Origin of the sequence: Pseudomonas sp. B21-032 (assembly GCF_024748965.1) — a bacterium.
Classification (GTDB): Bacteria; Pseudomonadota; Gammaproteobacteria; order Pseudomonadales; family Pseudomonadaceae; genus Aquipseudomonas.
In genome coordinates, this window is the sequence record NZ_CP087180.1 from 5,772,866 (window position 1) to 5,787,854 (window position 14,989).

Below are 14,989 nucleotides of genomic sequence, written 5' to 3' on the forward strand. Positions count from 1 at the left end.
AGCCCGCTCCTACATGACCCGCGATGCTGCTTGCTGCGCCGGCCCGCGCAGCAAATACGCCATCAACGCATCAATCGGCAACGGCCGGCTGATCAGAAACCCCTGCACCTGATCGCAATCGAAACTGCGCAGCAGGTCCATTTGCTCCGGGGTTTCCACGCCCTCGGCCACCACCTCGAGGTTGAGGTTGTGCGCCAGGTTGATCATCGCGTGCACCAGCTTGCGGTTTTCTTCACGCTGCTCCATGCCGCCGACAAAGCTGCGATCGACCTTGAGCAAGGTGATCGGCAGGCTGTTGAGGTGCACGAACGACGAAAAGCCGGTGCCGAAATCGTCCAGCGAGAAGCGCACGCCCAGGCGCCCAAGGGCGTCCATGGTCTGTTTGACCAGGTCATTGCGGCGCATCACGGCGGTTTCGGTCAGCTCGAACTCCAGCCAGCGGGCATCGACGCCGTGTTCGATGATCAGCCGGCTCAGGGTCGCCAACAGCTGGCTGTCCTGAAACTGGCGAAACGACAGGTTCACCGCCATGTGCAACGGCGCCAGGCCCTGCTCACGCAGCGCCTGCATGTCGCGCAGGGCCCGGGAGATGACCCAGTAGCCCAAAGGCACGATCAGCCCACTCTGCTCGGCCAGCGGTACGAACTCGCTGGGCGGCAGCAGCCCGCGTTCGGCATGGCGCCAGCGCACCAGGGCTTCGAGGCCGACAATGCGCCCGTCGGACAGGTTCAGTCGCGGCTGGTAATGCAGCTCCAGCTCGTCGCGGCGCAGCGCCCGGCGCAGCTCGCTTTCCAGGTCGGCAAGGCTGCGGGCGTTGCGGTTGATGCGTTCGTTGAAGACGTGAAAGGTACAGCCCTGGGTGCTCTTGGCCTGCTGCATGGCGATGTGCGCATGCCACATCAGCGGGTCGGCGCCACCCTGGGCGCGGGCGTGGGCAACCCCCAGGCTGCAGCCGAGCAACAGGCTTTCGCCGTCGATCCAGTAAGGTTCGGCCAGGGCTTCGGTGATGCGTTCGGCCATCCATTCGGCGCGCTGCGGCTCGCGGCGGGTATCGATCAACAGGGCGAATTCGTCGCTGCCCAGACGTGCAACCTGGTCGCCGGCTTCAAGCTGGCTCTTCAGCCGGCCCACCACCTGCAGGATCAACCGGTCGCCGGCCTGGTGGCCGAGGGCGTCGTTGGCATGGCGAAAGTTGTCCAGGTCCAGGTGCCCGAGGGCGACGCCGCGCCCTTCGTTGTCGGCCAGGCGCGCAGCCAGCAGGGTCTGGAAACCCTGGCGGTTGGCGATGCCAGTCAGCGGGTCCTGTTCGGCCAGGCGTTGCAGGGTCGCTTCGAGGACGCCGCGCTCGCGAACATGGCGCAGGCTGCGGCGCAGGATATTGCTGGTCAGTTGGTCACGAATCAGCCAGTCGCTGACACCCGGCGGCGGCACCTGCGGTTCATGCTCGAGCAGCAATACCATCGGCAGTACGCAGCGCCCGGGTGCCGGCTGCAGTTGCGGGGTCGCCAGCACCAGCGCATTGCGGTCATTGGCAAACAGGCTGTCGACCGCCTCCCAGTTCGGGGCGGTCAGCAATACCGCCTGGCCCGCCATCGGCAGCAGACACTCGCGCAACACAATGGCCCATTCCGGCTCATCGGCCAGCAGGAGCAAACGCAAGGGTTCGACGGGCGTAGACAAGCTGGCTCCTTAGGACGTAGACACAGTCAAATGACGATGGGCAGCGAGAATGCGTATCCTAAACCATTAATGAAAATGATTTTCACTTAAAGTCATGCCATTCCATTGCCGACATCCCGCAGGTTTCGCCACGCATCCTGCGGGAAAGTATCAAATGCGGCAAATTTAGATCGCGTGGTACGTCACACTGTCAGACGGTCGCGGCAGAAACTTTCTACCCCTGCTAAAATGCCCGGCTATTTTTCTAGCGTCCCCGGTTTTCGTCATGTCCCGACTCAACCCCCGGCAACAAGAAGCCGTGAACTACGTCGGCGGCCCTCTTTTGGTGCTCGCCGGTGCAGGCTCCGGCAAAACCAGCGTGATCACCCGCAAGATCGCGCACTTGATCCAGAACTGTGGCATCCGTGCCCAGTACATCGTGGCCATGACCTTCACCAACAAGGCCGCGCGGGAGATGAAAGAGCGGGTCGGCACCCTGCTGCGCAAGGGCGAAGGCCGCGGCCTGACCGTGTCGACTTTCCACAACCTGGGCCTGAACATCATCCGCAAGGAGCATGAACGGCTGGGCTTCAAACCGGGCTTCTCGATTTTCGACGAGACCGATGTCAAAGCCCTGATGACCGACATCATGCAGAAGGAATACTCGGGCGACGACGGTGTCGACGAGATCAAGAATATGATCGGTGCCTGGAAGAATGACCTGATCCTGCCGCCCGAAGCCCTGGAAAACGCCCGCAACCCCAAGGAGCAGACCGCCGCGGTAGTCTATGCGCACTACCAGCGCACCCTGCGGGCGTTCAACGCGGTGGACTTCGACGACCTGATCCTGCTGCCGGTCAAGCTGTTCCAGGACAACCCCGATGTCCTCGAAAAGTGGCAGAACAAGGTCCGTTACCTGCTGGTCGACGAATACCAGGACACCAACGCCAGCCAGTACCTGCTGGTGAAGATGCTGATCGGCACGCGCAACCAGTTCACCGTGGTTGGCGACGACGACCAGTCGATCTACGCCTGGCGCGGCGCGCGGCCCGAGAACCTGATGCTGCTCAAGGACGACTACCCGTCGCTGAAAGTGGTGATGCTCGAGCAGAACTACCGCTCCACCAGCCGCATTTTGCGCTGCGCCAACGTGCTCATCTCGAACAACCCGCATGCCTTCGAAAAGCAGCTGTGGAGCGAGATGGGCCACGGCGACGAGATCCGCGTGATCCGCTGCAAGAACGAGGAAGCCGAGGCCGAACGGGTAGCCATGGAAATCCTCAGCCTGCACCTGCGCACCGACCGGCCCTACAGCGACTTCGCCATTCTTTACCGGGGCAACTACCAGGCCAAGCTGATCGAGCTGAAGCTGCAGCACCACCAGGTGCCGTATCGCCTGTCGGGCGGCAACAGCTTCTTCGGACGCCAGGAAGTCAAAGACCTGATGGCCTACTTCCGCCTGCTGGTAAATCCGGACGATGACAACGCCTACCTGCGGGTGATCAACGTACCGCGCCGGGAAATCGGCTCGACCACCCTGGAAAAGCTCGGCAACTACGCCACCGAGCGCAAGGTTTCGATGTATGCCGCCAGCGAGGAGCTGGGCCTTGGCGAGCACCTGGACAGCCGTTATACCGACCGCCTGCAGCGCTTCAAGCGCTGGATGGACAAGGTCCGCGAACAGGTTGCCCTGGAAGACCCGATCGCAGCCCTGCGCAGCATGATCATGGACATCGACTACGAAAACTGGATTCGCACCAACAGCTCCAGCGACAAGGCTGCGGATTTTCGCATGAGCAACGTCTGGTTCCTGATCGAGGCGCTGAAGAACACCCTCGAGAAAGACGAAGACGGCGGCATGACCATCGAAGAGGCCATCGGCAAGCTGGTTTTGCGCGACATGCTCGAGCGCCAGCAGGAAGAGGAAGACGGCGCCGAAGGCGTGCAGATGATGACCCTGCACGCCTCCAAGGGCCTGGAGTTCCCCTACGTGTTCATCATGGGCATGGAGGAGGAAATCCTCCCGCACCGTTCCAGCATCGAAGCCGACACTATCGAAGAAGAACGGCGCCTGGCCTACGTCGGGATTACCCGAGCACGTCAGACCCTGGCCTTCACCTTTGCTGCCAAGCGCAAGCAGTACGGCGAAATCATCGATTGCTCGCCGAGCCGCTTCCTGGACGAGTTGCCCGACGACGACCTGGCCTGGGAGGGCCTGGACGACGCGCCAACCGAAGTGAAGGCCGCTCGCGGCAACAACGCACTGGCCGATATCCGTGCCATGCTCAAACGTTAGATAATCAACCTTTGCTGCGGCGTATTGCCGTGGCCACTCTTGCTACATCGAGGAAATACCACAGTGGAAGCACTGCACCAGAAGATTCGCGAAGAAGGCATCGTGCTTTCCGATCAGGTTCTCAAAGTCGATGCGTTTCTCAACCATCAGATCGACCCTGCGCTGATGCAACTGATTGGCGACGAGTTCGCCCGCCGGTTTGCCGATTCGGGCATCACCAAGATCGTCACCATCGAAGCCTCGGGCATTGCCCCGGCGGTGATGACCGGCCTGAAACTGGGCGTCCCGGTGATTTTCGCGCGCAAGCACCAGTCGCTGACCCTGACCGAAAACCTGCTGGTGGCTTCGGTGTATTCCTTCACCAAGCAGACTGAGAACACCGTGGCGATCTCCCCGCGCCACCTCAACAGCAGCGACCGCGTGCTGGTGATCGACGACTTCCTGGCCAACGGCAAAGCCTCCCAGGCGCTGATCTCGATCATCAAGCAAGCCGGTGCCACCGTTGCCGGCCTGGGTATCGTCATCGAGAAATCGTTCCAGGGCGGCCGCGCCGAGCTGGACAGCCAGGGCTACCGCGTTGAATCGCTGGCCCGGGTCAAGTCGCTGAAAGATGGCGTGGTTACTTTCATCGAGTAATCAACGCCGACTTTTTCGCGGGGCAAGCCCGCTCCTACCAGCCTGTAGGAGCGGGCTTGCCCCGCGATCAGTTATAAGCTGTCGCCTGCAACCCCGCCAGCAACAGCCGCTGATACAGATCTTCCTTCAGCCCCTGCGGCTGCGCCAGGTTCATCCGCGCCAACTGCGCAGGAAACGCCTCGGGCGCCGGTGCATCCAGCGCCGCCTTGCCCAGTTCCAGCACCTCACTCAACTTGAACTTGCTCTTGAGCCAGTTCAGCGCCCGCAGCAAATCGCGCTCCTCGGCGGTGAAATCACTGCCCAGCGGATACTCGGGGAACAACCGTGCGTGGCGGTCACGCAGCGCCTGCAAACGCTGGGGGGTGTTGTCGCTGAAGCGCTGATCCAGGCAAAAATCCTTCGGCAACTTGCCGGCCTTCTGCGCCCGCTCGATCAGTTCGGGCTGAAAGCGCGAGTCCGTGATCGCCAGCAAACGGGCAATCACCTCGGCATCGGTCTGCCCGCGCAGGTCGGCGATTCCGTATTCGGTGACGACGATATCGCGCAGGTGCCGGGGAATGGTGCAATGGCCGTATTCCCAGACCAGGTTGGAACTGACCTCCCCGCCTGACTCACGCCAGCTGCGCAGCAGCAGGATCGAACGCGCGCCTTCCAGGGCATGGCCCTGGGCAACGAAGTTGTACTGCCCGCCGACCCCGCTGAGCACCCGGCCGTCTTCCAGCTGGTCGGCGACCCCGGCGCCCATCAAGGTCATGGTGAACACTGTATTGATAAAGCGCGCATCCCGGCGCTGCAGGCGCTTGAGCGACTCCTGGCCATACAGCTCGTTGATGTAGCTGATGGCGCTCATGGCAAAGCGTTTGCGCTGACTTGGCGGCATTTCCCGCAGGCGCTGGTAAAACGCCTGAGGGCCAAGAAAGAAGCCGCCATGCACCAGCACACCCTGGTCATCCAGCTCGCCGTTGTTGGCCGCCTGCTGGCGCGACTCGTCCGGGTACACCGGGCGGCGGATGATTCCGGCTTCGACCAGTGCCAGCAGGCCGTTGACGAACATTTCGCTGCAGCCGTACAGGCCGCGGGCAAAGGGCTGGAGGCCGCCTTCGCGTTCGATCAGGCTATGCCAGGGCGTCAGGTTGATATCTGCCAGCAATGCCTGGTACGCCTCGCTGTCAGCCTGTCGCGCCAGCAACCCTGCGGTCAGCGCATCGCCCATGGCACCAATGCCGATCTGCAGGGTGCCGCCATCGCGTACCAGGGTGCTGGCATGCAGGCCGATGAAATGGTCCTGGGTGGTCACCGGCATGTTCGGCGTGGAGAACAACCGGGTGTTTTCCGGGCGGTCGATCAGCAGGTCGAAGTCATTGCGGGGCAGCTCGGACGCGCCCGGCATGTACGGCAGTTCGGCATGCACCTGGCCGAGCATGAGGATGGTTTCGCCGGCTGCCCGGCGGCGGGCAATCATTGGCAGCAGGTCGAGGGTGATGTCCGGGTTGCAGCTCAGGCTCAACTGGCCGGGATGTGCCGGATCTTCGGCTACCAGCTGCGCCACCAGGTTCAAGCCCTTGGCGTTGATATCGCGGGCGGCATGGCTGTAGTTGCTGCTGACGTAGTCCTGCTGGGCCATGGTGCTGTGCAACAGGCTGCCGGGTTGCATGAAGAACTGCTCGACACGGATGTTGGCCGGCAACTGGTCGCGGCGCAGGTCGTGCAGGTAGTCCAGCTCAAGGTAGTCGGCGAACACCCGCTCGATGAAGGGCTCAAGAAAGCGCCGCTGCAAGCCGTCGCCCAGGTCCGGGCGGCCCAGGCTCAAAGCGGTGTAAATGGTCAGTTGCCGCTCGGGCAACTGGCGGATTCGCGCATACAGGGCGTTGACGAAGCGGTTGGGCTTGCCCAGCCCCAGCGGCAGGCCCATGTGGATATGCGCGGGCAGGCGCGCCAGCACCTGGTCTACGGCATCGTCGATCGAACAGCTGTACGCCATCGCGGCCTCCTGTGGCATTCCTTGAACAGGTTGCACCGAGCATGCCGCCAGATTGCTGCGCTGGCCAGCGCTAAAAAGCACAAAGCCCGCACGTGGCGGGCTTTGTTGGGCAAGCGCTGGGCTTACAGGCCGGACATCTTCTTGATGGCGCCCATCAGGTCGTCATCCGAGCAGTCGGCGCAGGTGCCTTTCGGCGGCATGGCATTGATACCGGTAATGGCCTTGGCGAGGATGCCGTCCAGACCACCCTGGTGGTCGGAGCGCTCTTTCCAGGCGGCGGTATCGCCGATTTTCGGCGCGCCGAGCAGGCCGCTGCCATGGCAAGCATTGCAGTGCTTGGCGATGATTTCATCCGGGGTCTTGGCACCGCCGCCAGCAGCAGAGGCTGCGACTTCCATTCCCTTGCATTCCTGCCCCTGAACACACACCTGGCCGACCGGTTCCAGTCGCTTGGCGATGTCGTCGTTGGTCGCAGCTTGAGCGCTGACTGCCCAAAGGGCCAATACGGCAGCTGGTACGGCCAGCATTTTCTTGATTAGATTCACGCGTACACCCTCATGGTGGCTAGTCACGCCCGCGGCCACGGTTTCGCAGGCGGCGCAAGTATAACGGGAACCCTGCCTCACCGAAACAACCCTAGTGTCCAAAGGGTCTTAGCCGCGACAATCCGCCGCGCAATACCCGCTAGAAGTTGGCCGGAGTCGCCGCGCTGATCAGCCGGGCCGGCTCATCGTAAGGATTGCGGAAACGGTGCGGCTTGGTACTTTCAAAATAGTAGCTGTCGCCCGCTTCGAGGATGAAAGTTTCCAGGCCTACTACCAGTTCGAGACGACCTTCAAGAAGGATGCCGGTCTCTTCGCCGTCGTGGGTGAGCATTTCTTCGCCGGTGTCGGCACCCGGTGGGTAAACCTCGTTGAGAAAGGCAATGGCCCGGCTCGGGTGCGCCTTGCCGACCAGCTTCATGGTCACCGCGCCGTCCGAAATGTCGATCAGCTCGTGAGCTTTGTAGACGATCTGGGTGGGGTTTTCCGGTTGCAGCTCTTCGGAAAAGAACTCGACCATGGACATCGGAATACCGCTCAACACCTTGCGCAACGAGCTGATGGAAGGGCTGACGCTGTTCTTCTCGATCATCGAGATGGTGCTGTTGGTGACGCCCGCACGTTTGGCGAGTTCACGCTGTGACAGGCCCTTGAGCTTGCGTATGGCTTGCAGTCGTTCACCGACGTCCAAAGCTGGAGCCCTCCTAAACGAACGAGTGGGGTCGAAATTGAACGTTATCATCGCAACAGCGTTCAGTATTTACAACACTTCGACCCGCAGCCTGTCCGCTTTGGCGCCTTAATCGCTGCTGTAGTCCAGCGGTACGCGCTTGAGGTTGCAGAAAATCTGGTAAGGGATGTTGCCAGCGTGCATGGCCACTTCGCTGGCCAGCACGTTTTTGCCCCACAGTTCCACCGGGCTGCCGAGGCCCGCTTCAGGCACGTCGGTGAGGTCAATGCAGAGCATGTCCATCGATACCCGGCCAATCAGCTGGGTACGTTTGCCGGCCACCAGCACCGGCGTACCGTTTGGCGCCTGGCGCGGGTAGCCATCGGCGTAACCCATGGCCACCACACCAACCCGGGTCGGCCGCGGGCTGACAAACTTGGCACCGTAGCCTACCGGCTCGCCGGCTGGCAGCTCACGCACGCTGATCACTCGTGATTGCACGGTCATCACCGGCTGCAGGCGCGTCGCTTGAGCCTGGGGCACTTCGAACGGCGTGGCGCCGTACAGCATCAGGCCCGGGCGCACCCAGTCGCTGGGCATGTTCGGCCAACCGAGCACGGCCGGCGAGTTGCGCAGGCTGACCTCGGCGCTCAAGCCCTGGCGTGCGGCCTGGAATACCGCCAGTTGTTCGTTGCTGGCCTCGCTGTCGAGCTCATCGGCACGGGCGAAGTGGCTCATCAGCACGATACGTGCAACCTTGCCGCTGGCCAGCAGGCGCTGGTACGCGGCCTGGTAGTCCTTGGCATGCAGGCCAACCCGGTGCATGCCCGAGTCGAGCTTGAGCCAGACTGTAATCGGCTTGCTCAGGTGCGCCTGTTCGATCGCCTCCAGTTGCCACAGCGAATGCACCACGCACCACAGGTCATGCTCGGCGATCAGTTGCAGTTCGCTGGCTTCAAAGAAGCCTTCGAGCAACAGCACCGGCGGCTTGATCCCGGCTGCGCGCAGCTCCAGCGCCTCTTCGATGCAGGCCACGGCAAAACCATCGGCGTGCTGCTCCAGGGCCAGGGCGCAACGCACGGCACCGTGACCATAGGCATCGGCCTTGATCACGGCCAGGGCTTTGGCTCCGGTCAGTTCGCGGGCAAGTTGATAGTTGTGACGCAGGGCTTGAAGATCGATCAGGGCACGGGCGGGACGCATGACGGCAGCCTTCTGGGCAGTCTGGTTAGAAGTAAAAAGCCCGGTGCTCGAAGGCAGCTGGTCGGCCGCCGGCGGCACCGGGTGAGGGATCGGGTATTACGGCAGTGCGGCGACCACCGACAGCTCGATAAGGATTTCCGGCTCGCACAGCTTGGCTTCAACGGTGGCACGGGCCGGGGCGACGCCTTTTGGCAGCCACTTGTCCCACACCGCGTTCATGCCCTGAAAATGCGCGTCGATGTCCTTGAGATAGATGGTCACCGAAAGCAGGCGGCTCTTGTCGGTGCCGGCCAGGTCCAGCAGGCGCTCGATGTTGGCCAGGGTCTCGCGGGTTTGCTGCTCGATCCCGGCGTTCATGTCGTCACCGACCTGGCCCGCGAGGTACACGGTGCCGTTGTGGGTAACGATCTGGCTCATGCGCTCATTGGTGAGCTGGCGCTGGACTGACATGCTTGGCAGGCTCCTGGTGTTTTCCGTAGCGAGAGATATCGAGGCCTTCAGCGCTGATTTGCGGCTTCTTGCGCGCAATCAGATCGGCCAGCAGGCGACCGGAACCGCAGGCCATGGTCCAGCCCAGCGTACCGTGACCGGTGTTGAGGAACAGGTTACGGAACGGGGTAGCACCGACGATCGGCGTACCGTCCGGGGTGGTCGGGCGCAGGCCGGTCCAGAAACTGGCCTGGCTCAGGTCGCCGCCACGAGGATAAAGGTCGTTGACGATCATCTCCAGGGTTTCGCGCCGACGCGGGTTCAGCGACAGGTCAAAACCGGCGATCTCAGCCATGCCGCCGACGCGGATGCGGTTGTCGAAACGGGTGATCGCGACCTTATAGGTTTCGTCGAGAATGGTCGAGGTCGGGGCCATGGCCGGATCGGTGATCGGCACGGTCAGCGAGTAGCCTTTGAGCGGGTAGACCGGGGCCTTGATGCCCAACGGCTTGAGCAACTGCGGCGAGTAGCTGCCCAGGGCCAGCACGTAGCGGTCGGCGGTTTCCAGCTTGCCGTCGATCCATACACCGTTAATGCGATCACCGGCGTAGTCCAGGCGCTGAATGTCCTGGCCAAAGCGGAACTCGACACCAAGCTTGATCGCCATTTCCGCCAGGCGGGTAGTGAACAGCTGGCAGTCGCCAGTCTGGTCGTTGGGCAGGCGCAGGGCGCCGGCAAGGATATCGGTCACGTTGGCCAAGGCCGGCTCGACGCGGGCAATGCCTTCGCGGTCGAGGACTTCGTACGGCACGCCGGACTGCTCGAGGACGGCGATGTCCTTGGCGGCGTTGTCCAGTTGCGCCTGGGTGCGGAACAGCTGGGTAGTACCCAGGGTACGGCCTTCGTAGGCAATGCCGGTTTCGGCGCGCAGCTCGTCGAGGCAGTCACGGCTGTACTCGGACAGGCGCACCATGCGCTCCTTGTTCACCGCGTAACGGTTGGCGGTGCAGTTGCGCAGCATTTGCGCCATCCACAGGTACTGGTCGATGTCGGCGGTGGCCTTGATGGCCAGGGGCGCGTGGCGCTCCAGCAGCCACTTGATGGCCTTGAGCGGCACGCCCGGGGCAGCCCAGGGCGAAGCGTAACCAGGCGAGACCTGGCCGGCGTTGGCAAAGCTGGTTTCCATGGCGACTGCCGGTTGACGGTCGACCACGACGACTTCGAACCCTTGCCGTGCCAGATAGTAGGCACTGGCGGTTCCGATCACACCGCTACCAAGTACCAGAACTCGCATGTTTATTACCCTCGACGCAGCGTACCGCTGACATTTGTTGTTAATGGCGTAGATGCGCGCAGTATAGGAAGGTATGACCAGTGCTTTTCACTATATAAAAGCCTATATTTGGCGAGAATTCTCGGCAAGGTTGGCTTTTACGGAGGGGCATCCACTATGAGAACCCAGCACCAAAGCAAGCGTGAACTGGACAAGATCGACCGCAATATCCTGCGCATCCTGCAGGCCGATGGACGCATCTCGTTTACTGAACTGGGCGAAAAGGTCGGCCTGTCGACCACCCCCTGCACCGAGCGGGTCCGGCGCCTGGAGCGCGAAGGGATCATCATGGGCTACAACGCCCGGCTCAATCCGCAGCATTTGAAGGGCAGCCTGCTGGTGTTCGTCGAGATCAGCCTCGACTACAAGTCGGGCGACACTTTCGAAGAGTTCCGACGTGCCGTGCTGAAGTTGCCGCACGTGCTCGAGTGCCACCTGGTCTCGGGCGACTTCGATTACCTGGTCAAGGCGCGGATTTCCGAGATGGCCTCGTACCGCAAGCTGCTTGGCGACATCCTGCTCAAGCTGCCGCATGTGCGCGAGTCGAAGAGCTACATCGTCATGGAAGAGGTGAAGGAAAGCCTCAACCTGCCGATTCCGGACTGAGGTTCAGACCAGCACCTGGCGGGTGCTGGCGATGTACTGGTGGACCAGCTTCTCGGCCTGCGGATCGATCATCTCGGCCGGGCCGCGGCCATTGGGGCATGGCAGCTTCGGCGTGGTACCGAACAGGCGGCAGATCAGCGGCCGCTCTTCGTACACGGTGCAACCGTTGGGGCCCAGGTGCACGCAGTTCAGTTCCGCCAGCGCGGCTTCCTGCTCGGCGGCGCTCTTGCGCGGCAGGCGGGCCATTTCTTCTGACGAAGTGGTGACCGGCCCGCAACAGTCGTGACAGCCCGGCACACATTCAAACGACGGGATCTGCTCGCGCAGGAAGCGGATCTTGTGGCTGTTGCAACTCATGGCGGCCTGCGGCAAAGAAGTCTGGCGCTCTATTTTGCCCTACGGTTGCCCACCCCTGAAAGCGCAGCTTATCCTGCGTAAAATTTTCCAAACACTCAGAACCAGGACATCGCCATGAACGCCGGCGTTCAGCAGCCCGCCTCGCACACCGCTTCCTACTACGCTGCCAGCAGCGCCCCACAAGCGGATTATCCACAGCTGCAGGGCGAACTGAGTTGCGACGTCTGTATTGTCGGCGGTGGTTTTTCCGGGCTGAACACGGCGATCGAACTGGCCGAGCGCGGCCTCAATGTGATCCTGCTGGAAGCGCGCAAAATCGGCTGGGGCGCCAGTGGGCGTAACGGCGGGCAGCTTATTCGTGGCGTCGGCCACGGCCTTGAGCAGTTCACCTCGATCCTTGGTTGCGACGGCGTGCGCGAGCTCAAGCTGATGGGCCTGGAAGCGGTAGACATCGTCCGCGAGCGTATCGAGCGGCACAGCATAGAGTGCGACCTGACCTGGGGTTACTGCGACCTGGCCAACAAACCGCGCGACCTGCAAGGTTTCGCCGAGGATGCCGAAGAACTGCGCAACCTCGGTTACCGCCACGAGCTACGCCTGGTATCGCCGGAGCAGATGCACAGCGTGGTCGGCTCGGACCGCTACGTTGGCGGCTTGATCGACATGGGCTCCGGGCATTTGCACCCGCTCAACCTGGCCCTGGGCGAGGCCGTGGTGGCTGGCAAGCTAGGCGTGCGCCTGTTCGAGCAGTCTGCGGTGACGCGCATCGACTATGGCCAGCAGGTGCGCGTGCACACCGCGCAAGGTTCGGTATTGGCCAGCACCCTGGTGCTCGGTTGCAACGCCTACCTTAACGACCTGAACCCCGAACTCGGTGGCAAGGTGCTGCCCGCCGGCAGCTACATCATCGCCACCGAGCCTCTGAGCGAAGCCCAGGCCAGCCAGTTGCTGCCGCAAAACATGGCCGTCTGCGACCAGCGCGTGGCCCTCGATTACTACCGTCTGTCGGCCGATCGCCGGCTGCTGTTTGGCGGTGCCTGTCATTACTCCGGACGCGATCCGCAAGACATCGCCGCCTACATGCGGCCGAAAATGCTCAAGGTGTTCCCGCAGCTCGCCGATGTGCGCATCGACTATCAATGGGGCGGAATGATCGGCATCGGTGCCAATCGCCTGCCGCAGATCGGCCGCCTACCCAATCAGCCCAACGTGTACTTCGCCCAGGCGTACTCCGGCCACGGCCTGAATGCCACGCACCTGGCCGGCAGGCTGCTCGGTGAAGCCATCAGTGGCCAGCACAGCGGGCGCTTCGACTTGTTCGCGCGGGTGCCGCACATCACCTTCCCGGGCGGTAAACACCTACGCTCGCCGCTGCTGGCCCTGGGCATGCTCTGGCATCGGATGAAAGAGCTGGTCTAAGACCGCCAGAACGGCTTCAAGCCTTCCTCACGGGCCTGCTCAGGAGTCAGGCCGACGTCGCGCAGTTGCGCTGCGTCCAGCGCCAGTAGTGCCCTGCGGGTATGCCAACGGTGCGCCATCAGGCCCCAGCGACTGAGACCGGTGGGCGCACTGAACAGCTGGGTACGCTGCTCGCGGCTCAGTTCTTCGGCATACAGTTTCAGGCGCACATCGCTCATGCCGCTCATTGCTTGTTACCTCCAGGGTGTGTGAACCGTGGAGAAAGCATGCGCGTCAAGGCAAAACCATTACAGATCCAAAGACCGACTATTATTTCCATACAGAATTGGTAGATTTCCTACTGAATGCTGTATTTTTTCCTCATCTGTATTGGTCTGTCGCTGTAGTCGTTTTCCGGAGTATGCCATGACGTTGTACATCAACCTCGCCGAGCTGCTCGGTGCCCGTATCGAACAAGGCCTATACCGTCCCGGCGACCGCTTGCCTTCGGTACGCGCCCTGAGCATCGAACATGGTGTCAGCCTGAGCACGGTGCAGCAGGCCTATCGCCTGCTGGAAGACAACGGCCTGGCTGCACCACGGCCAAAATCCGGCTACTTCGTGCCCAACAACCGCAGCCTGCCCGCCCTCCCCGATGTCAGCCGCCCGGCACAACGGCCGGTGGATATTTCCCAATGGGAGCAGGTCATCGAGCTGATCCGCAGCGAGCCGAATAAAAACGTGGTGCAACTGGGCCGCGGCATGCCCGATATCGACAGCCCGACCCTCAAGCCGCTGCTGCGCAGCCTGGCCCAGCTCAGCCGACGCCAGGACATGCCCGGCCTGTATTACGACACCATCTCTGGCACCCGCGCCCTGCGCGAGCAGATCGCCCGGCTGATGCTCGACTCCGGCTGCACTGTCAGCCCGGCCGACCTGGTGGTGACTACCGGCTGCCACGAGGCGCTGTCGAGCAGCATCCGCGCGGTGTGCCAGCCCGGCGATATCGTCGCAGTGGATTCGCCCAGCTTTCATGGCGCCATGCAAACCCTCAAGGGCCTGGGCATGAAGGCCCTGGAGATCCCCACCGACCCGCTCACCGGGATCAGCCTCGAAGCCCTGGAACTGGCCCTGGAGCAGTGGCCGATCAAGCTCATCCAGATCACCCCGAACTGCAACAACCCGCTCGGCTACATCATGCCCGAGGCGCGCAAGAAGGCCTTACTGACCCTGGCGCAACGCTTCGACGTAGCGATCCTGGAAGACGATGTGTATGGCGACCTTGCCTACACCTATCCCAGACCGCGGACCATCAAGTCGTTCGACGAAGACGGTCGAGTGCTGCTCTGCAGCTCGTTCTCCAAGACCCTGGCGCCAGGCCTGCGCATTGGCTGGGCGGCCCCGGGGCGGTATCTGGAGCGGGTGCTGCACATGAAGTACATCAGCACCGGCTGCACCGCCACCCAGCCGCAACTGGCAATTGCCGACTTCATCGAAGGCGGCCACTACCAGCCGCACCTGCGGCGCATGCGCAGCCAGTACCAGCGCGGGCGCGACCAGATGAGCGACTGGGTTACCCGCTACTTTCCACCGGGCACCCGCGCCAGCCGGCCCCAGGGTGGTTTCATGCTGTGGGTGGAATTGCCGGAAAGTTTCGACACACTGCGCCTGAACCGGGCTTTACTTGGGCAGGGCGTGCAGATTGCCGTCGGCAGTATTTTCTCGGCCTCGGGCAAGTACCGTAACTGCCTGCGGATGAACTTCGCCGCACGCCCCAGTGCCGAAATCGAAGCGGCAGTGCGCAAGGTTGGCGAAACCGCCATTCGTCTACTGGCCCAGGAGCACGGCGCCGGGTAACTTTGCGCCGCCGCTCGCGGTC

Annotated in this window: 14 protein-coding genes; 5 read left to right on the plus strand and 9 right to left on the minus strand. The window is 62.5% G+C overall.

Translation table 11 applies throughout. The features are described from left to right. Positions 1–9 precede the first annotated feature (9 nt). Positions 10–1,680: a bifunctional diguanylate cyclase/phosphodiesterase gene (locus LOY54_RS26735; RefSeq protein ID WP_258608622.1), complete on the minus strand. Its 1,671-nt coding sequence runs from the start codon at positions 1,678–1,680 to the stop codon at positions 10–12. Positions 1,681–1,945: 265 nt separating this feature from the next. Here LOY54_RS26735 and rep point away from each other — a divergent pair, with 265 nt between their 5' ends. After that, positions 1,946–3,955, plus strand: a complete 2,010-nt coding sequence (rep, locus tag LOY54_RS26740) for a DNA helicase Rep (RefSeq protein ID WP_038998055.1) — start codon at positions 1,946–1,948, stop codon at positions 3,953–3,955. Between the two features lie 63 nt (positions 3,956–4,018). Next, positions 4,019–4,591 (plus strand): xanthine phosphoribosyltransferase, encoded by a 573-nt coding sequence (locus LOY54_RS26745; RefSeq protein ID WP_045199628.1) that lies wholly within the window; start codon positions 4,019–4,021, stop codon positions 4,589–4,591. Positions 4,592–4,658: 67 nt separating this feature from the next. Here LOY54_RS26745 and LOY54_RS26750 read toward each other — a convergent pair whose 3' ends face one another. The 6 genes from LOY54_RS26750 to dadA all read right to left on the minus strand — a co-directional run bounded on the left by LOY54_RS26750 (position 4,659) and on the right by dadA (position 10,710). Then, positions 4,659–6,572, minus strand: coding sequence for an acetyl-CoA hydrolase/transferase C-terminal domain-containing protein (locus tag LOY54_RS26750; RefSeq protein WP_258608624.1), 1,914 nt, complete (start codon positions 6,570–6,572; stop codon positions 4,659–4,661). Positions 6,573–6,694: 122 nt separating this feature from the next. Next, positions 6,695–7,099 (minus strand): cytochrome c5 family protein, encoded by a 405-nt coding sequence (locus LOY54_RS26755; protein ID WP_045199625.1) that lies wholly within the window; start codon positions 7,097–7,099, stop codon positions 6,695–6,697. Positions 7,100–7,256: 157 nt separating this feature from the next. After that, positions 7,257–7,805 (minus strand): cupin domain-containing protein, encoded by a 549-nt coding sequence (locus LOY54_RS26760; RefSeq protein WP_010225839.1) that lies wholly within the window; start codon positions 7,803–7,805, stop codon positions 7,257–7,259. A 108-nt stretch (positions 7,806–7,913) separates the two neighbouring features. After that, complete coding sequence (gene alr, locus LOY54_RS26765) at positions 7,914–8,987, minus strand: alanine racemase (RefSeq protein WP_258608626.1); 1,074 nt, start codon at positions 8,985–8,987, stop codon at positions 7,914–7,916. A 96-nt stretch (positions 8,988–9,083) separates the two neighbouring features. Then, on the minus strand, positions 9,084–9,437 hold the full coding sequence (locus tag LOY54_RS26770) for a RidA family protein (protein WP_010225843.1): 354 nt from the start codon (positions 9,435–9,437) through the stop codon (positions 9,084–9,086). Further along, complete coding sequence (dadA, locus tag LOY54_RS26775) at positions 9,409–10,710, minus strand: D-amino acid dehydrogenase (RefSeq protein WP_045199621.1); 1,302 nt, start codon at positions 10,708–10,710, stop codon at positions 9,409–9,411. Before dadA ends, LOY54_RS26770 begins: the two co-directional genes overlap by 29 nt. Before the next feature lie 156 nt (positions 10,711–10,866). Here dadA and dadR point away from each other — a divergent pair, with 156 nt between their 5' ends. Further along, positions 10,867–11,355, plus strand: a complete 489-nt coding sequence (gene dadR, locus LOY54_RS26780) for a transcriptional regulator DadR (RefSeq protein WP_008366790.1) — start codon at positions 10,867–10,869, stop codon at positions 11,353–11,355. Positions 11,356–11,358: 3 nt separating this feature from the next. Here dadR and LOY54_RS26785 read toward each other — a convergent pair whose 3' ends face one another. Beyond that, a complete protein-coding gene (locus LOY54_RS26785; RefSeq protein WP_038998046.1) occupies positions 11,359–11,712 on the minus strand; it encodes a YkgJ family cysteine cluster protein in 354 nt (117 codons plus the stop codon). A gap of 114 nt (positions 11,713–11,826) precedes the next feature. Here LOY54_RS26785 and LOY54_RS26790 point away from each other — a divergent pair, with 114 nt between their 5' ends. After that, positions 11,827–13,131, plus strand: coding sequence for an FAD-binding oxidoreductase (locus LOY54_RS26790; RefSeq protein ID WP_258608628.1), 1,305 nt, complete (start codon positions 11,827–11,829; stop codon positions 13,129–13,131). Here LOY54_RS26790 and LOY54_RS26795 read toward each other — a convergent pair. Then, positions 13,128–13,358 (minus strand): DUF1127 domain-containing protein, encoded by a 231-nt coding sequence (locus tag LOY54_RS26795; RefSeq protein WP_045199613.1) that lies wholly within the window; start codon positions 13,356–13,358, stop codon positions 13,128–13,130. The two genes, LOY54_RS26790 and LOY54_RS26795, sit on opposite strands and share 4 nt — an antisense overlap. Positions 13,359–13,536: 178 nt before the next feature. On the opposite strand from LOY54_RS26795, the gene LOY54_RS26800 reads away from it, so the two are divergent. Further along, entirely contained in the window at positions 13,537–14,967 is a 1,431-nt protein-coding gene (locus LOY54_RS26800; RefSeq protein WP_093378042.1) for a PLP-dependent aminotransferase family protein, read from the plus strand. Positions 14,968–14,989 lie beyond the last annotated feature (22 nt).